This is a genomic window from Thauera mechernichensis (assembly GCF_029588855.1).
GTDB classification, from domain to species: Bacteria; Pseudomonadota; Gammaproteobacteria; order Burkholderiales; family Rhodocyclaceae; genus Thauera; species Thauera mechernichensis.
The window spans coordinates 59,395-77,499 of the sequence record NZ_JARQZE010000011.1; the positions used below are offsets into that span (position 1 = coordinate 59,395).

Sequence of the window (18,105 nt, forward strand, 5' to 3'; positions counted from 1 at the left end):
GGTTCCGCTTAGAAACGCATGCCGAGCGTGGCCGTGACCGCATTCTCGGTGTAATCGGTACTCCCCTCCGCCTTCTGGTAGCGATAGCGCAGGCCAGCCTGGGTCTGCGGGCCAAGCTGCCGGCTCAGGCCCAGGGAAGCGAGCAGGCGCTTCGTCTCCAGCCCGGAGCTATCTCGCCCCTCGGAGTTCGTCCGGGTCAGGCTGGCATCGAGCGCACTGGTGCCGGTGAGGCGATGGCTCCACGCCACGGTTGCCGAGGTAGTGAGTACGTTGTCGGTGTTCTGGAAGTCATCGGTACCGGGCAGCAGGCTGGAGATGTTGCTGACCAGCGAGCGATCCGCCCGCGAGACCGAGAAGCTGAGCGTATTGCGCACCCCCAGCAACGAGAAACCCGCACTCAGCGACTGATTGACGTACGCCGCGTTGGAGCGCAGCGTAAGCCGCGCAATGCAGTTCAGGAGAAGCTGGAAACGGTCGAGAGGGTCGGTGATCTCAGGAAAGTTCGCCGGATTCGAGACGAAATCCAGGCATGCCTGGCCCGAGGCCTCCGTCAGCCCGGGCCCGAGTTCCTGCGCGGTCGAGGACAGATCCCGACTCGCACTCAGGTACCACACCGAGCGCCGCATGCGGTGATTGAGGCCCAGATTGTAACCACGCCCGAAGAGGCGATCCTCAACCGTGGCCGTGATCGAAGTACGGTCGGTGGGATACCAGTCAAAACCGGCCCCCACGATATCGCCACTGGTCCTGCGGCCGCTTGCATAGTCGTTGGATTCGTGACCGCCGATTGCACGCAGGCGGAACTGCGGCGACAGGTTTGCAAACAGCGTGCCGCGCAGGGTCTCTGCACTGCGCGAGCTGCTTTCGGCCGTGCCGCCATCCGAGTCGGTGCGCGTATAGGCCAAGCCCCAACCCAGGAAGCGCCGGCCGCCGGGGTCGGAGAGGCGGACGCCCAGGGTCTCGACGTTCTGGTTGCCGAGCCCATCGCTGCCGGAACTGATCCCGCGCGACGAATACTCGACGGCACCGACCGCCGCCTCGCCGAAGCGTAGGTCCGACTCCAGTCGGGGCGCAATCGACCAGGTACGCGTTTCACTCGAGCGCTGGCTCGACAGCCGGTCGCCAGAGGCCCCGCCGGAAAACGCCGACAGATTGTTGCGGCTGATGCCGGCGTCGAAATCGATGAAAAGCAGATCCTCTACCGCCTCGAAGCTGCCGCGCCCCTGCAGGCTCAGGTAAGAGCTGTTACGGTCCGTGTCGTCGGCATAGACCAGGTTGCGCAGGCGTGCACTCAGGCCACCGTTGAGCCGGCCACTGGTGCGCGACACGGAGATGCCGGGAGAAACCTCGAAGATCCAGTCCGCCTCGCCGCCTCCCGACGCGCCACCCGCCGCGCCGGCGTTGTCGGTCCAGGTGAGCGAGGTATCGAGGGAGGGCGTGACGGTGACCGACTGTGCGAGCACGCTGCCACAGCCAAGGAGCGCGCCGACAAGCACCCCGATGACAGGCGCACGCCCGACGAGACGGACGTCAGGCAGCTTCCGGGCGGGTTTCCGGCGTTTGTCCATATCCATATCCGTATCCGTAACCGTAGTAACCGCCGACTGCACGCTCGCGCGACTTGTTCAGCACCATGAGCCTGACCGGGCAGCTATCGACGGTGGCGAGCGCCTGTCGCACGTGAGCATGCGTGGTGCGCTCAGCCTCGACCACAATGACGACCTGCCCCATGTGGGTCGCCAGCACGCGGGACTCGGTGGTCACCAGCACCGGCGGCGAATCGAACACGATGATGCGGTCCGAATAGCGTTGGGCCATCTGCGCAAGCATGCTCGTCATCGCCTCGGACGCCAGCAACTCGGTAGCGCGCTGATGCGGCATGCCGGCAGGCAGGATCGACAGCTTGTCGATGTTGGTGCGCAGCATCACGTCACCCAGATCGGGCACCTCGCCCGACAGCACATCCATCAATCCACGCTGGGCGGGCAGACCGAGCTCGCGCAGCACGGATGGGCGCGACACGTCGGCATCGACCAGTAGTACGGTGTAGTCGAGCTCCATCGCCATGCTGATGGCGAGATTGATTGCGTTGAACGTCTTGCCTTCGCCCGGCAAGGCACTGGTGATCATGATCAGGTTGCCGCTCTCGATCGCAGCCGGCCCGGCATCGGTGGCGTTGCGCAGCAAGGGCCGCTTGATGATGCGGAACTCCTCGGCGATCGAACTGCGCGGCTGGTCCGGCGTGACGAAGCCGCGCGCAGCCAATCTTTCCAGGTCGATACGGATCGAGCGCCCCACAGCCCGGGCCGCCTTGGGGGCATCGTCTGCCGCCGGCGCCGCGGCTTCCGCTGTCCGGATGACCTGCTCAGGCTTGGCCAGGCGGTCTCCCTTGGGAGCGGCAGCCGGCGCCGCCGCTGCAGACGGGGAAGGCGCCCGCGCGCTCTCGACTACCACGGCCGCTGGCTGCTGTTCGCCATCGGGCTCGCGGGCCGCTTGCTTGAGCCTGTCCAGGCGCTCGACTGCTTTTTCGATAATGCTCATCGTGTGTATCCGTTCAGCCCTGCAGTATCTTGAGTGCGGCGGTGGCGAAGGCGAAGGCCCCGGCGTAGGCGGCCAGCCCACCTCCGAACGCGATCAGGCCGTTGCGACGCTTGCGCCGGCGCTCAGGCGTCGGCAGCATCGACACCGTACCCAGCACCGGCAGGCCGCTGATCTCGCGCAGCTGACGCGGATCGCCGAAGGACGGTCGCAACTGGCTGATCAGGAAGGTCAGCGCAAACCCGGCCCCCAAGCCCACCAGCGCAGCCAAAGGCAGCAACAGCAGACGATTCGGTGCAGACGGCTTGGTCGGCATCGACGGCGGATCGATGACGCGGAAATCGGCAATACCAGCCTGGGTGTTCATCTCGGCAGCGATGCTGGCCGACTCGCGGCGCGACACGAGCGCATCGTAGTTGGATTTATGGACGCTGTAGTCGCGATTGAGCTGCGCCATCTCCGTCTCGAGTTGCGGAATACGCTGCGCGTCGGCCTGCAAGGTTTCGAGCCTGCTTTCGAACTCGGTCACGCGAGCACGCAAGGAGGCCACACGCGCCTCTCCCTGGGCCAGTGCAAGCCGCGTCTGCTCGATCCCCGACCCCATGCCAAAACCGCCCATCGGACTGGCGACCGGATTCTCGCGCATCTGTGCGAGGAGATCCTGCTTCTGCTTCTCGAGCTCCTCGATCACTCGCCGAGCACCGACCACATCCGGATGGCGCTCGGTGTAGCGCTGCAGCAAATCGTCGAGGTTGCGCTGAAGCGTTTCGATGCGTGCATCGATCTCCGGGGTGGCCAGCATCGGCGGCGGCGCAAAATCGGCCTCGGACTGCCCGCTTGCCAACTGCTGCTTCATCGCATCACGCGAGTTCTCTGCCTCGCGGAGCTCGAGACGGGCCTGACGCAGTTGCTCGTTAACGTCGGCAATCTGCGTGATGTAGTCGCGCGTGCCGGCGCCAAGCAGCGCCATGTTGCGCAGACGGAAGTCCTTCAGCCGGTTCTCCGCCTCGGTCAGCTTCTGCTCGTAGCTGCGGATCTGCTCCTCGATGAACCGGCGCGCGGCGTCGGCATCCTGGCGGTTGCTCCCCAGGCCCGACTCCACGAACAAGGACAGCAAGGACTGGACTACGCGCTGGGCACGCTCGGGCCTCGTATCGGCGTAGGCGAGGGTGAACAGGTTGTCCCGCCCGGTGGAGCGGATCTGCAGGTCGCTCATCAGGGCGTTGATCAGCGCCTCGCGCTCCGCCGGACTGCGCACGCCCAGATCGAGGTCAGCCATGGTGATGAGCTTCTCGACGTTCGGCCGGCTGATCAGCGTGCGGCTGAGCATGTTGATCTGCTGACTGACGTTGGGCTGCACCGCGAGGCCCGACATGAGCGGCCGAAGTACGGACTGCGTATCGACATTGATGCGAGCGGTAGACTCGTACTTGTCGGGCATGAGATAGATCGCCACCCCGCCGGCGACGCCGACCAGCCAGGCCAAAGCCAGGCCCCACCAGCGGAATCGCCACATGCCGCGCAGGTAGCCTATGACTTGAGATACGAGTTCTTCCATGTGTCCTTGCCGTGCTGCACGCCAAGACCCCAGCCACAAGCGGGCCGGGTGCCGACGTTCGAGTGAGAGATCAGAACCAGCTCTGCGGAATGATCAGTACGTCGCCCGGACGCATCTCGACGTTGGCCGAGACGTCGCCACGCTTCACGAGATCGCGAATACGGACGCTGTACTGCTTGTTGCCTTCGGCCGTGCGCAGGATGGTCGCTGCATTGCCGTCGGCGAAGTCGGTGAGACCGCCCACTGCAATCATCACGTCGAGCAGGGTCATCTTCTGCTTGTAGGGCAGCGTCTGCGGATTGCCTGCCTCACCGATCACGCGAATCTGCTCGCTGTACGGTCCGACGAACCCGGTGACGATGACGGTGACGACCGGATCACGGATGTACTTGGCGAGGTGCTGTTCAATGTCGCGGGCAAGCGTGGTCGAATCCTTGCCCATTGCAGGCAGATCCTCGACGAGCGGCGCCGTGATCTTGCCGTCGGGCCGCACAGGCACCGACGTTGACAACTCAGGGTTGCGCCACACGTTGATCGAAACGGTGTCCCCCGGGCCGATCACATAGTTGTAGTCCGCGTCTGCCGCGGAGGGCGGAGCGGGTGGAAAGCTCGACGCACATCCAGCCAGCACACCCACCGCCAGCACCGGCATCAAGCACCGCCCAAGCGAACTCCATGCGCCCCGTAAGCTGCTCACCATGACAAGCCCCCTGTTCTGTCTCAAGATTCGCAATGATACGACGTCGATCCACGATTGGGGATGCTAGGCGGATGCAGGTTTGCGTCGACAGGAACAAATGCACACAATCGCTTACACTACGCAGTGATCGACGTCTGTAGATTCTGGAACGTTTGTTGCAACAGAAGGGCCTGCGCGCGGCAGATATAGCGAGCAGGTCGGCGCTATACTGTCCTGAACATCACTCGAGAACTCGGCCACTTCCATGCATGGATCACAACCTGCGCCTGACGCCTTACATGCGTCCATGGCGGTCAGTAGTGCGCGCGCGCCTCATTCCGACGGCGCCCAGCCTGGCAATGCCGGCTTCGTCAACGCGCTCCCTCCCCCGCTCGATGCGGCCAACGGCCTGGCTTTCGAGCAGAACGGGTTCCAGATCCGCATCGCCAACGGCTGTGACGATCTGAAACGCCAGAGCAGCAGGCTGGTGGAGCGCATGTATTCGGCTCGCGGCCTGTTCCCTTACGGGATGCACGCCGAGCTCGATCGCCGGGACATCACCGTGGTCGCGCTGCGCGAAGGACACGCGGTTGCGACGCTCACTCTGCGTATGGATCTGGGCTCCGGCCTGCTGGCAGACACTTTGTACAGCAATGAGATCGACGCTGTCCGAAAAACCGGCGGCAAAGTGTGCGAAATCACACGACTCGCAATCGATCCCGACCTTGGCTCGCATGATGCGCTCGCCGGACTGCTGCAGGCGCTCTACGTGCTGGCGAAGCTGACCCAGCGAATGTCGGACGTCTTCATCGAAGTCCATCCTCGCCACGCACGCTTCTATCAGCGCATCTTCGGGTACAGGGTTGCCGGCCCCGAGCGCGTCTGCCCTCGCGTCGGTGCTGCAGCGGTACTGCTTCACCTTTCGCACCGGCAGTTCGAACGCGCTTTGGCCAGGCATGACGACGAAGCCGGCCGACCTCCACCGCGCGCAACCCGCCTGCTCCCGTCTGAAACCACCCTCCAAGACCTGCTGGCAGGACTCAAGCGCAGCTGAGCCGCGCTCGATGAGGCTGTCGCAAGCTCGCCGAACACTGCGTTGGAGCGCATGATCATTGCTGTCACGTGCTACGCGACGGACAAGCACTGACCAAGGTTTCGGCCCACGCATCAAGCCGCCCCAACGGCAAGGCCGCGCGCTCCTGTCGGCACTCAGAACCAGTGACGAACCTCCACGTAGGCACGGTCACTGCGATCGAAAGCACTCAGGCGTCCCGTACCACTGCCACCAAACACATCGACACCAGTCACGGCACGCCAGGCCGGCGCGAACTTCCAGGTCAGCTTCGGCCTGAGCATGTAGTCCGAACGGTTGAGACTGGAAACGGCCAGGAACTCGAGTTCCAGCTCATTGCCGATCGAATGCACAGCCTGGAAGGTCAGGCCGGACTCGAGCCTGTCGCTCACCATGGTGCTGCGATGCTCATCGAGCCAACGACCGTATAGCTGGGTGTTGAAGCGCCAATCGGCACCTGCCGGGATATCGGCACCGATCGCATAGTCGATCATGTCCGTCTTCTCGAGCCCGAGCAGCCTGCCGCCCGGAACCGGCGCCGCGACCAATGTGTTGACGCCACGCCCACGGGTATGAACCGCCTCACCCTTGAGTACGAAGCTACCCAGGTCCTTGCTGAAGGTCGCACCGATCTGATGCAGTCGCTCGTGCCGCAAGGAGGCGGTGCCCACCCCCACTTCGTACAAGGTCGGCGCGACGTCGTAGCTGCGGTAGTAGAAGGCCGACAGATCCCAGCCACTCACCAGATGGGAGACGCGTGCGCCCCAGTTGCTGTTGCGCAGACTGTCAGAGGGCTTGTGCTCGGTCACGACGGTATTCGCCGGCAGTGCGGCAAAGGTGTAGAAATCGCCACCCGGCTTGCCGATCTCGTCGAAGCTGGGCCTGGGGATCCAGACCAGCTCGAAGTGGCTGCTGCCGGCAAAGTACTCCGCCCGCGCCGCCCACTGCGCAATGCGCAGGCTTTCGAACTCGGGCAGCAGGAACTCTCGCATGTCGCGGGCCGAGACGACGTCGGCAAAGAAGAAGCCGACCATCTCGCCCCAGATGATGTGCTGGCGGCCGAGGCGGAACTCCCAGTCGCCCTGGCCAAGATCCACGTAGGCCTCGCGCAGGATCAGATTGCGCCGCTGGTCCCTGCGCACGGCGGCCGGGTAGTGCTCATCCTCGAGATCGAAGGCCGCATCCGCATCGGCACGCGCGTTGAGCTTCCAGCGCACTCGAGGCGCAAGCTGGCCACTGCCGGCAAGCTCGACGCGGGCACGCAGTCGCGACCAGTGCTCGGGGTCGGGCAGTGTGTAGGCGGCCCCCAGCTCGGCATAACCGCTCCACTTCATGCCGCTGCCCGCAGCGGCGCCTTCCGGGGCGCCGACATCGAAGAGCGCATCGAGCTCTGCATCGAACTCGGCATCCTCCGCAGCGTCACTGGCATCATCGGCCGCATGCGCCGGCGGGAGGATCATGAACAGCGCCACGGCGGACAGGGTGGCAAGGGCGAGTCGATTCAAGGCAGGCATGGTGTGCTTTCTCACTAGATTTCCGGGTCTTCTTCGTCACGCGGCCGACGGTCCTGCACGAACACCCAGCGCCCCTCGGCTTTCATGCCGAGTGCGGTGATCTGGCCGTCGGCGATGCGCACCAGACGGTCAGCCATGTTCATGACCTTGCGGTCGTGAGTGGAGAACACGAAGGTGGTGCCGGACTGGCGGTTGATGTCGCGCATCAGCTTCAGGATGCTCGAACCCGTCTTGCTGTCGAGGTTCGCAGTGGGCTCGTCGGCAAGCACGATCTTTGAATGCGTGGCGAGCGCGCGCGCAATCGCCACGCGCTGGCGCTGACCGCCCGAAAGCTGGTTCGGGCGATGGTCGGCATACTTGCTCAGGCCTACCATGCCAAGATAGTGCCGGACCCGCTCGGCACGTTCCTTCTTCGACAACTCCGGCATCTGCAGCAACGGATACTCGACATTCTCCTCTGCCGACAGCACCGGCAGCAGGTTGAAGGTCTGGAAGATGAAACCGATGGTGCGCGCGCGCAGGTCGGCAAGCTGATCGGGCGTGCGATCGGATACGTCATGACCGTCGATGACCACACGGCCCGCGCTTGGCGTGTCGATACAGCCTATGATGTTGAGCAGGGTAGACTTTCCGCTACCGGACGGCCCTGCGATGGCGAGAAACACGCCGGGCTCGATCGACAGGGTAACGTCTTCGAGCGCCTGGACGAGTTGATCCCCCAGCAGGAAACGCTTGCTCACGTGTTCGACCTGGACGATGGGCATGTGCAGGGCTGAAAATCTGATTGGACGCCGAAAGGATAGCACTCATGACGCACAGTTTACGATCCCGTCGCCGCTTCGTTGCCGCTCTGGCGGGCGGCCTGCTGCTCCCCACCCTGCTGCGGGCAGCCGACGCCCAGGACGACGACGAGGCTGTCAGTGTGGTGGCCGCCGCCGATGCGGTGCGCTTTCCACGCGAGAGCTTCCAGACCGAAATCTCGGTCGCCAACCTCAGCGACGGCAAGGAGGGCGACACGCGCAAGTATCGCGTCCTGTCACGCGGCAACGAGAACACCATCGTCCTCACTCTCGAGCCCGCCACCGAACGCGGCCAGGCACTGCTCATGCGGGGCCGCGATCTATGGGTGTTCATGCCGGCGGTGTCGCAGCCGGTACGCCTGTCGCTGGCGCAACGGCTCACAGGCCAGGTGGCCAATGGCGACCTCGCACGCGCAAACTTCGCCGGCGACTACCGGCCGACCATCGCCGGTCGCGACAGCGTGGGCGACACGCCGGCGGTGGTGCTGGACCTCACCGCGGTGGACCGCAGCGTGACCTACGCGCGGGTGAGGTACTGGGTGGCGGAAGCCGACAAACGCCCCCTCAAGGCCGAGTTCTATGCGCTCTCGGGCCGACTGCTTAAAACCGCGTTATACGAGGACTTCCGCCAGATGGCAGGGCAGCTGCGCCCAACTCGGCTGGTCATGGAAGATGCGCTGAAAAAGGGCGAGGTCTCCGTGCTGACCTACGAGAACATGAACGTCCGCGACCTGCCCGAACGCATGTTCACCCGCGAGTACATGCGCCGGCTGCAGCAATAGCCTCATGGCACGACCCGGATCTTGCCGCCGGTGACGGCAAGCAGATGGCGCGCCAAGGCTTCGCGCACGCTGTCTTCGCCATGAACGAGGCGTACCTCGGCCGGCAGGTGGCGCATACGGGTAACGAAGCGAGTGAGGTTGTCGCGGTCGGCATGTGCCGAATAGCCTGCAAGCGTGTGGATGCCGGCACGGATATCGACACGTTCGCCGTCGAGTTCCACGTAACCGCCGCGCGGCCCGTAGGTCTGGATCGCGTGCCCGGGCGTGCCGCGCGCCTGATAGCCGACGAAGACGACGTCGTGGCGAGCGTCGCCGAGCATGGCCTTGAGGTAGTTCACCACCCTGCCGCCAGCGCACATGCCGCTGGCGGCAATGACGATAGCCGGTTCGCGACTGCGCGCGAGGCGGCGTACGTTGGCTTCGTGCAACGCATGGCTGTCGATCGCGACCAGCTGCTCGTAGGAAAGGGGCTTACGCCCGGCGCGCACCCTGGCCTTGGCCTCTGCATCCCAGAACGGCTGCAATTCCCGGTAGAGCTCGGTGAAACGCCACGCCAATGGTGAGTCGAGAAAGATCCTGAGCTGCGCCCACTGCCCGGCAAACTTGCCGGGGCGCCGACGCTGCCGGTACAGGATGTCCTCGAATTCGTACAGCAACTCCTGCGTGCGGCCAATGCTGAAAGCCGGGATGATGACCGTGCCGCCATCACGCAACGCATGCTCGACCACGGCCTGCAGGCGCTCGCGACGGCTGCGGCGATCCTCGTGCACGCGGTCACCATAAGTACTCTCGAGCACCACGACATCGGCCTGCCAAGGCGGCTGCGGCGCGGGCAGCAAGGGCGCATGGGGTGCCCCCAGGTCTCCCGAGAACAGCACCCGCTTGGGCTGCGGCCAAGCCGCGCCGGAAAGCTCGCATTCGACATAGGCCGAGCCGAGGATGTGACCAGCACGCTGGAGGCGGATGCGACAGATGGCGTCCGGGCTGCGGTACACGGTATGCCACTGGCGGTAGGGCAAGGCGCGGATGCGCGCTTCAACAAGCTTGAGATAGCGCTCGACGATCTCCTTGTTGCGGCTGACACCAAGCTCGAAGGCATCGGCAAGCACCGTAGGCAACAGCCGCGCCGAGGGCTCGCTGCAGAAGATCGGCCCCTTGAAACCCGCCGCAAGCAGCCAGGGCAGGCGACCGCAATGGTCGATGTGCACATGGGTAAGAACGAGCGCACCAATGCCCCTGACCGGGAAGTCGATGTCCAGCCGGTCCGCTGCAGCGCGACCATCGGGTGCGGTCTCGGCGCCCTGGAACAAGCCGCAGTCGACCAGCAGGCTGCTGTCGTCCTCGATGAAAAGCTGATGGCAGGAGCCGGTCACGCCGTTGCGCGCGCCGTGATGCACGATCGTCGGGTTCATGCCGGGATTCTAGCGGCACCACCCATTCATGCCAAATGGAAGGCCGTTCCAGGACGACCCTGCAGCATCAACCGCTTGCCCTACCCGATGTCTTACTCCATGCCCCACTTCTGCAGCCGATAGCGCAGCTGGCGCAAGGTCATGCCGAGGTTGCGCGCCGCCGCACTGCGATTCCAGCGTGTCTGCTCGAGCGCGCGGATGATGCGCAGACGCTCGGCGTCGTCGGCAGCGGGTTCCTGCCCGGGCTCTCCGCCGCCGCCATGGTCGCCGAAATCGCCTGGCACCTGAAAGCCAAAAGGCCCCGCGGCACTGTCGGTAAGCCAGCCAGACGCCGTCTGGTCCGGGTAGAGCTCGATGTCGGCGGCGTCGATCTCGTCGCCCTCGCACATCGCGCAGGCACGCTCGAGCAGGTTCTCGAGCTCGCGCACATTGCCCGGGAAGGCATAGCCCTGCAGCGCATGCAGCGCGGCGGCCGACAGTCGGCGCGGCGCCCCGCCCTCCCGCGCAGCCAGGCGAGCGAGGATGTGCTCGGCAAGCGCGGGAATGTCCTCACGGCGCTCGCGCAGCGGCGGCATGCGCAAGGTGATGACGTTGATGCGGAAGAAGAGGTCCTGGCGGAAGCGCCCTTCCGCGACCAGTCGCCCGAGATCCTGATGCGACGCCGACAACAGGCGCACATCGACCGGCTCCTCGGCATGGGCACCGACCGGCCGTACCGCGCGCTCCTGGATGGCGCGCAACAGCTTGACCTGCATGGCCAGCGGCAACTCACCGATCTCGTCCAGAAACAGCGTGCCGCCGCTCGCAGCCTGGAACAGGCCCTGCTTGTCGCTGGCTGCGCCGGTGAAGCTGCCCTTGCGATGACCGAAAAACTCGCTTTCCATCAGCTCGGGCGAGATCGCTCCGCAGTTCACCGGCACAAAGGGCCCGGCGGTACGCGTCCCCAGGCTGTGGATGAAGCGGGCGATGACCTCCTTGCCGGTCCCCGACTCACCATGGATGAACACGGGCGCCTGGTTGCGCGCAAGCTTCTCGGCCTGGGCGCGCAACTGCATGAAGGCGGGCGAATGCCCGATCAGGGCACGTTCGGGCGTGGTTCCCGCAGCCTTATCCCCGGTCGCGCCCAGCCTGAGGGCATGGGTGACGAGCTCGCGCAGGGCCTTGAGCTCGACCGGCTTGGTGACGAAGTCGAAGGCACCGAGCTTGAGTGCCCTGATCGCCGTCTCGATACTGCCGAATGCGGTGATCACCGCCACCGGCAAGCCCGGGCAGTGTGCCTGGATGTGCTCCACCAGGCCAAGCCCATCGCCATCGGGTAGCCGCATGTCGGTCAGGCACAGGCGATAACGGCGGGCCTCCAGTCGGGCGATCGCATCGGCGACGGTACCCACTGCGTCGCAAGCCAGACCAAGACGCATCAGCGACAGTTCGAGCAGTTCGCGGATGTCTTCCTCATCGTCGACGATGAGCACATCGACTGACTGGGGGCGTTGACGGCGTTCGACGGCATTCATGGTGTCGTGCGTCCGGTAAGAACCAGGTGGGCGCCCTGGGTGGAGGGCGCAAGCTCTAGCGTGGCGTCGTTGGCCTCGGCGAGCTCGCGTGCGATGTAAAGGCCCAGCCCCGTGCCCTTGGGGTGGGTGGTGAAGAAGGGCTCGAACAACTGCGCGCGCATCGCCTCATCGAAGCCCGGGCCGTCGTCGCTGACGTGCAGCGCCGCACGCCCCCCAGCCAGGAGTTCGGCACTCAGGCGCACCGAGCCCGGCGCACCCGAGCAATAGCGGCTGGCATTGGCAAGCAGGTTGTCGAGGACCTGATGCAGATGGGCACGATCGATCGCAAAGGTTAGACCAGGGTCGATGTCGACATGGTACAGGCCCTCTTCCTGGGCAGCGCGGAACACCCTGGCGTCGATCACCTCGGCGACGAAGGCGGCAAGCGGCAGCGCCTCGGGCATCGCCTGTTCGCGCCGCCCCAGCGCCAGCACGTCGCGAATCATGCGCTCGATGCGGTGGGCATTGTCGTTGATGATGCGCACGAGCCTGAGCTGCATCTCGCCGCGCTTCTCCTCACGCAACAGTTCGGCCGCCTGGGTGACGGCCGACAAGGGGTTGCGGATCTCATGCGCCATGCTGGCGGTCAGCCGCCCGAGTGCCGCCAGCTTGATCTGCTGCAGGTGGCGCTGAATGTCCTCGAAGTCGGTCAGATAAAGCAGCGTATCGCCCGCAGCTGCGCTCCCGGCCTCTCCCGCCACGCTGCGGCAACGCAGCAGACGGCCGTCCGCGCCGATACGCAGCAAGCGCCCCTCGTCACCAAGCGCCCCCTGCAGGATCGGTCTGAAACCCTCGTCGAGGTCGGCCAGCGCCAAGCCCTCGAGGGCTTCCGCGCTCGAGTGGGTCAGGCCCAGCAGTGCTATCGCCTGCGCGTTCAGGTGCAGGATCCTGCCCTGCGCATCGACCACAATCACGCCGTCCTGCATGTCGCGGATGATGTGCTCGCTGACCGCCTGTTGCTTGGCGAGCGCCAAGCCACGCTCGGCTGCCAGGGTGGCGTTGGCCTTGGCGCGCAGGGCAAGCAGGCGGGCGACGAGGGCGATGCCGAAGAAGCCCGCGCAGAATATGCCCACCTGCAGGAAATCGACCGAGTCGCTGCCTGCCGCATGGCGCCAGGCGTTCTCGATGAGCACCGCCAGGGTGGCCAGGGCCGCGAAGAACAGCACCATCCGCCCTTCCATGACCAGGCCCGCGCCCGCGAGCACGATCATCATCAGCACCGGCATACCGCTGCGGTAACCGCCGCTCGCCCACATGATGACGGACAGTGCGAGCACATCGACCAGTACCTGCAGGACAATGACACGCTCTGCGCCGAGACGCCGCGACGCATCGGGGAAACCGAGCGCGAGAACCAGGCCCAGGTAGGCAAAGGCTGCGACCTGGAACACCAATGGTCGCTCCCCGCCCAGGCCGAGGTCGCGGCCCGCGACAAGGAACAGCCCGGCCATGAGCAGCCGGAACAGGTTCAGGTAGCGAAGCGACGTGCTGCGGGTGCGTTCGACCTCGGCAGCCGCGGCCGCTGATTCAGTGCGCACGTGGTCCGGCGCGACGATGGGCGTCGCAACAGTAAAAAGCCCGCTCGTCGGACACCCCTTCGGACTCGGGCACATTCACGCCGCAATGTGCGCACTCGAGCATCCGCTCGGGTGCGGCACGCTCTTTCCTGGCGGCGCGGCGCGCAGCAAATCCACCCTGGTCCTTGAAGCGCCGCAAGGCCGCACGCAACCACCAGATGGCAATGAAGACGAGGATCAGGATGAGCAGATTGCGCACGTTGAAGGGCGCAGACCCTGCGCCACGGCAGTGGAAACGCCCGGATTCTAGCACGCCCCCCCTACGGCCATTGCCCACGGCGGGCGCGGGTTTGCGACAATAAGGCCCCTGCTCCCGACCGCATCGCCGCGCCATGCCATCCTTTCCTGCTCCCCTCGCTTCCCGCCTGCCCGCCGTCGGCACGACGATCTTCACCGTGATGTCGCGCCTGGCCCAGGAGTGCGGCGCCATCAACCTGTCCCAGGGCTTTCCCGATTTCAACGCCGAGGACGTGTTGTTCGAGCGCGTCGGACATTGGATGCGCACCGGCCACAACCAGTACGCGCCGATGGCCGGCTGCCTTGCGCTGCGCGCGGCAATCGCCGCCAAGGTCGAGACGCTGTATGGCACGGCCTATGACGAGGAGTCAGAGATCACCGTCACCGCGGGCGCCACCCAGGCCTTGTTCACCGCCGTGACTGCATGCGTGCATCCCGGCGACGAGGTCATCGTGTTCGAGCCGGTGTACGACTCCTACGTGCCCGCGATCGAGCTCGCCGGCGGCACGCCGGTGCGGCTGCAGCTCTCCGCCCCCGACTACCGCCCGGACTGGGAAGCGGTGGCCGCGGCGATAACGCCGCGCACGCGCATGATCATGATCAACACCCCGCACAACCCCACCGCGACCATCTGGACGCGCGCCGACCTCGACCGCCTGGCTGCGCTCACGCGTGGCACCGGCATCATCGTGGTGGCCGACGAGGTCTACGAGCATATCGTGTTCGATGGCGCCAGCCACGCAAGCTGCGCCGCACACCCCGAACTGGCGGCGCGCAGCTTCGTGGTCTCGAGCTTCGGCAAGACCTACCACATCACCGGCTGGAAGGTCGGCTACGTACTGGCGCCCCGCGAGCTCATGGCAGAGTTCCGCAAGGTGCACCAGTTCAATGTGTTCACGGTGAACACCCCGGTTCAACTCGCGCTCGCCGACTACATGGCCGACGCCGGCCGCCACACCGGACTGGCCGCCTTCTACCAGGCCAAGCGCGACTACTTCCGTGCCGCACTGGCCAACTCTCGCTTCGATCTGCTGCCCGCGCACGGCACCTACTTCCAGCTCGCCCGCTACGAGCGCATCAGCGCACTCGGCGACACGGCCTTCTGCGAACACCTGACCCGCAAGGTGGGCGTGGCCGCCATACCCGTATCGGCCTTTTTCGCAGACGGTCGCGACGAACGCGTGATCCGTTTCTGCTTTGCCAAGAACGAAACCACCCTGGCCGCAGCCTGCGAACGGCTCAATGCCATTTGAGCGACTTCCCGGGCACGGACCAGGGCACGACTACCCCAACTCGATTACTCGATCCACGCTGGACAACCGATAAGCATGTTCCAACAACCGATCCCCACCCTGTGCCGTGACGGCGACCGCCTGCTGGTCCTCGACCAGACCTTGCTGCCCTTTCGCACCGAACGCGCCGCCCTGAGCACCCTGGACGATGTGGCTGCCGCCATCCGCGACATGCAGGTGCGCGGCGCCCCCCTGATCGGCGCCACCGCAGCCTTCGGCGTGGCACTCGCACTCGAGCGGCAGGGTGCCGACGACCGCAGCTTGCAGCACGCCCTCACCGTACTGGGCGCAACCCGCCCGACCGCAGTCAACCTGCACTGGGCGCTGGCGCGCATGGACACGGCGCTGCGGCCGCTGCGGCCCGCGCAGCGGCTAGCTGCGGCGTGGGCCGAAGCGGAAGCCATACGGCTCGACGATGCACAGACATGCGATGCGATCGGCCGCCACGGCCTGGACATCCTGCGCGCGCTGGCAGCAACTCGCACGCGCCCGCTGCGCATCATGACGCACTGCAACGCCGGCTGGCTTGCAACCTGCGGCGCCGGCACCGCGCTGGCGCCGATCTACGCCGCGCAGGCCGCGGGGCTCGCAGTCGAGGTCTTCGTCAGCGAAACCCGTCCGCGCAACCAGGGCCTGCTCACAGCCTGGGAACTGCGCGCCGCAGGCGTCGCCCACGTACTGATCGCCGACAATGCCGCCGGCCTGCTGCTGATGCGCGGCGAGGTGGACCTCGTCATCACCGGCGCCGATCGCATCGCTGCCAACGGTGACACCGCCAACAAGGTCGGCACCTACCTGAAGGCACTCGCCGCACAGGCGGCCGGCGTGCCCTTCTACATCGCCGCACCACACTCGACGCTCGACTTCAGCTGCCCGGACGGGGCTGCGATCCCGATCGAGGACCGCGGCGCGGACGAGGTTTGCCGGCTGCGCGGCGTCGCTCCTTCGCCCGGAACCAAGGACGACGAGGGCGAGATCGCCACCGTGCGCCTGGCCCCGATGGACACCCGTGTCGCCAACCCCGCCTTCGACGTGACCCCGGCGGCACTGATCCGCGGCATCATCACCGAACGCGGCGTGGTCGCCGCAGGCGAACTGGCGGCGCTGTACCCGGAGCGCCGGCAATGAACGGCCACGGCCCGGCTCGCACCACAGCGGGCACAGCGACAGACGAGACGGCCCTGCGCACCACCCTGCTCGACACCCTGCGCGCCATGGGCGCGGCACGCCTGAACGTGGGTACGGCGGGCAACGCCAGCGTACGGCTGGACGGCGGGGACATGCTCATCACCCCCAGCGGCGTGCCTGCCGAGCGCTGCCGCCCCGAGGACATGGCGGTGATGGCGGCGGACGGCAGCCGGCGCGGGGCGCTCGCCCCGTCGTCGGAGTGGCAACTGCACCGCGACATCTATGCCGCCTTTCCGGCGGCGGGAGCGGTGCTGCATGCCCACGCCCCCTTTGCCACCGCATTGGCTTGCCAGCGGCAGGAGATCCCGCCCTTCCACTACATGATCGCGCGCTTCGGTGGCAGCACGGTGCGCTGTGCACGCTACGCCACCTTCGGCACCCAGGCACTTTCCGATGCCACGACGGCAGCGCTGCAGGACCGTAACGCCTGCCTGCTGGCAAACCACGGCATGGTCGTTTTCGGTCGCGACCTCGAGCACGCATTGGCGCTGGCGATCGAGTTCGAGACCCTGTGCGAACAATACTGGCGCACCCTGCAGATCGGCACGCCAGTGCTGCTCTCGGCGGCAGAGATGGACGAGGTCATCGAGCGCTTCCGTTGGTACGGCAAGGCGCGCAAGGCATGACCGCCCACCGGTCAACGTGAAAGCCCCTGCGCGAACGGGAGGCGTTCGTCCGCGCAGGGGCTTGGCGCCGGAACACGGCGCGGGGGGGCGGCTGCGGGGCCGCCCTGTCAGGGTCGGAGCCGGTGAATCAATCCGCCTGGCGACGCAGGAAGGCGGGGATGTCGTAGGTACCGACGCCGCTCGTGCTCATGGCCTCGACCGTCGTGCGGCGGCCGCTGCGCATCACGGCAGGCACATCGAGACTGTTCATGTCCACCGCGCCGCTGCTCATCGACGGGCCGTAGGTACCCGTCCCCTGCACCACCTGCATGACCGGCTGACGGGCGGCACGCGGGGCGCCAAGGCCAGTGGCCACGACGGTGATGCGGATGCGGTCTTCCATGGTCTCGTCGAACACGGTGCCGTACTTGACGAAGGCCTCAGGCGCAGCGAAGGCCTGCACGGTCTTCACCGCATCGCGCACTTCCGACATCTTGAGCGACTTGCTGGCGGTGATGTTGATCAGCACGCAACGCGCGCCCGACAGTTCGGTGCCCTCGAGCAGCGGCGAGACGGCAGCCTGCTCGGCAGCGATGCGCGCGCGGTCCAGGCCCGAAGCCTCGGCCGAGCCCATCATCGCACGGCCCATCTCGGCCATCGCGGTACGCACGTCCTGGAAGTCGACGTTGACCAGGCCGGGAACGTTGATGATCTCGGCGATGCCACCCACCGCCGAACGCAGCACGTTGTCTGCCGAGCGGAAGCACTCCTCGAAGCCGGCATCGTCGCCATAGACGTCGAGCAGCTTGTCATTGAGCACGACGATCAGCGAATCGACATGGCGGGTGAGCTCTTCCACGCCGCTCTCGGCGACACGGATACGGTTCTCGAAGTCGAAGGGCTTGGTCACCACGGCGACGGTCAGGATGCCCATCTCCTTGGCAATCTCGGCCACCACCGGTGCCGCACCGGTACCGGTGCCGCCACCCATGCCGCCGGTGATGAAGACCATGTGTGCGCCTTCGAGCACCGCAGCGATGTCATCACGCGACTCCTGCGCAGCGGCACGGCCCGCCTCGGGCTTGGAGCCGGCGCCGAGGCCCGTCTTGCCCAGCTGAACCTTGGTGGTCGCCAGGCAGCGATTGAGCGCCTGGGCGTCGGTGTTGGCGGAGATGAAATCCACCCCCTTCACGCCTTCACGGATCATGTGGTCGACAGCGTTGCCGCCGGCACCGCCCACGCCAATCACCTTGATCATCGTCCCGCTCGATTCCTTCTCAACAATCTCGAACATTTGC

The 18,105-nt window shown here is 66.0% G+C and carries 16 protein-coding genes; 5 read left to right on the plus strand and 11 right to left on the minus strand.

What is annotated here, in order from left to right; genetic code table 11:
• Positions 1–8: 8 nt before the first annotated feature.
• From P7F68_RS14330 to P7F68_RS14345, 4 genes are all read right to left on the minus strand, one after another.
• Positions 9–1,574 (minus strand): TIGR03016 family PEP-CTERM system-associated outer membrane protein, encoded by a 1,566-nt coding sequence (locus P7F68_RS14330; RefSeq protein WP_232431467.1) that lies wholly within the window; start codon positions 1,572–1,574, stop codon positions 9–11.
• Positions 1,531–2,541 (minus strand): XrtA-associated tyrosine autokinase, encoded by a 1,011-nt coding sequence (locus P7F68_RS14335; RefSeq protein WP_277834134.1) that lies wholly within the window; start codon positions 2,539–2,541, stop codon positions 1,531–1,533. The genes P7F68_RS14330 and P7F68_RS14335 overlap by 44 nt, the downstream gene beginning before the upstream one ends.
• Positions 2,542–2,554: 13 nt before the next feature.
• On the minus strand, positions 2,555–4,096 hold the full coding sequence (locus P7F68_RS14340; RefSeq protein ID WP_002936276.1) for an XrtA system polysaccharide chain length determinant: 1,542 nt from the start codon (positions 4,094–4,096) through the stop codon (positions 2,555–2,557).
• A gap of 70 nt (positions 4,097–4,166) precedes the next feature.
• Positions 4,167–4,748: an XrtA/PEP-CTERM system exopolysaccharide export protein gene (locus tag P7F68_RS14345; RefSeq protein WP_002926902.1), complete on the minus strand. Its 582-nt coding sequence runs from the start codon at positions 4,746–4,748 to the stop codon at positions 4,167–4,169.
• 334 nt (positions 4,749–5,082) lie between these two features.
• On the opposite strand from P7F68_RS14345, the gene P7F68_RS14350 reads away from it, so the two are divergent.
• Positions 5,083–5,829, plus strand: a complete 747-nt coding sequence (locus P7F68_RS14350) for an N-acyl amino acid synthase FeeM domain-containing protein (RefSeq protein WP_277834137.1) — start codon at positions 5,083–5,085, stop codon at positions 5,827–5,829.
• Positions 5,830–5,984: 155 nt separating this feature from the next.
• Here P7F68_RS14350 and P7F68_RS14355 read toward each other — a convergent pair whose 3' ends face one another.
• The gene (locus P7F68_RS14355; protein ID WP_277834140.1) at positions 5,985–7,361 is read right to left on the minus strand and encodes a DUF1302 family protein; all 1,377 of its coding nucleotides are present in this window, start codon (positions 7,359–7,361) and stop codon (positions 5,985–5,987) included.
• 14 nt (positions 7,362–7,375) lie between these two features.
• A complete protein-coding gene (locus tag P7F68_RS14360) occupies positions 7,376–8,125 on the minus strand; it encodes an ABC transporter ATP-binding protein (RefSeq protein WP_002926907.1) in 750 nt (249 codons plus the stop codon).
• 44 nt (positions 8,126–8,169) lie between these two features.
• On the opposite strand from P7F68_RS14360, the gene P7F68_RS14365 reads away from it, so the two are divergent.
• Entirely contained in the window at positions 8,170–8,943 is a 774-nt protein-coding gene (locus P7F68_RS14365) for an outer membrane lipoprotein-sorting protein (RefSeq protein WP_002936288.1), read from the plus strand.
• A gap of 2 nt (positions 8,944–8,945) precedes the next feature.
• Here the strand turns inward: P7F68_RS14365 and P7F68_RS14370 are convergent, their stop codons facing one another.
• From P7F68_RS14370 to P7F68_RS14385, 4 genes are all read right to left on the minus strand, one after another.
• Complete coding sequence (locus P7F68_RS14370; RefSeq protein ID WP_002936290.1) at positions 8,946–10,355, minus strand: MBL fold metallo-hydrolase RNA specificity domain-containing protein; 1,410 nt, start codon at positions 10,353–10,355, stop codon at positions 8,946–8,948.
• A 92-nt stretch (positions 10,356–10,447) separates the two neighbouring features.
• Complete coding sequence (locus P7F68_RS14375; RefSeq protein WP_002926913.1) at positions 10,448–11,869, minus strand: sigma-54-dependent transcriptional regulator; 1,422 nt, start codon at positions 11,867–11,869, stop codon at positions 10,448–10,450.
• Positions 11,866–13,446 (minus strand): sensor histidine kinase, encoded by a 1,581-nt coding sequence (locus P7F68_RS14380; RefSeq protein ID WP_277834147.1) that lies wholly within the window; start codon positions 13,444–13,446, stop codon positions 11,866–11,868. Before P7F68_RS14380 ends, P7F68_RS14375 begins: the two co-directional genes overlap by 4 nt.
• The gene (locus tag P7F68_RS14385) at positions 13,436–13,738 is read right to left on the minus strand and encodes a PP0621 family protein (RefSeq protein ID WP_277834149.1); all 303 of its coding nucleotides are present in this window, start codon (positions 13,736–13,738) and stop codon (positions 13,436–13,438) included. Before P7F68_RS14385 ends, P7F68_RS14380 begins: the two co-directional genes overlap by 11 nt.
• 79 nt (positions 13,739–13,817) lie before the next feature.
• Here P7F68_RS14385 and P7F68_RS14390 point away from each other — a divergent pair, with 79 nt between their 5' ends.
• From P7F68_RS14390 to P7F68_RS14400, 3 genes are all read left to right on the plus strand, one after another.
• Positions 13,818–14,975 (plus strand): pyridoxal phosphate-dependent aminotransferase, encoded by a 1,158-nt coding sequence (locus P7F68_RS14390; protein ID WP_002936294.1) that lies wholly within the window; start codon positions 13,818–13,820, stop codon positions 14,973–14,975.
• A gap of 75 nt (positions 14,976–15,050) precedes the next feature.
• Positions 15,051–16,142, plus strand: coding sequence for an S-methyl-5-thioribose-1-phosphate isomerase (gene mtnA, locus P7F68_RS14395; protein WP_002936295.1), 1,092 nt, complete (start codon positions 15,051–15,053; stop codon positions 16,140–16,142).
• On the plus strand, positions 16,139–16,828 hold the full coding sequence (locus tag P7F68_RS14400) for a class II aldolase/adducin family protein (protein WP_277834154.1): 690 nt from the start codon (positions 16,139–16,141) through the stop codon (positions 16,826–16,828). The genes mtnA and P7F68_RS14400 overlap by 4 nt, the downstream gene beginning before the upstream one ends.
• A 127-nt stretch (positions 16,829–16,955) precedes the next feature.
• Here the strand turns inward: P7F68_RS14400 and ftsZ are convergent, their stop codons facing one another.
• Positions 16,956–18,101 (minus strand): cell division protein FtsZ, encoded by a 1,146-nt coding sequence (ftsZ, locus tag P7F68_RS14405; RefSeq protein ID WP_002926926.1) that lies wholly within the window; start codon positions 18,099–18,101, stop codon positions 16,956–16,958.
• Positions 18,102–18,105: the final 4 nt, after the last annotated feature.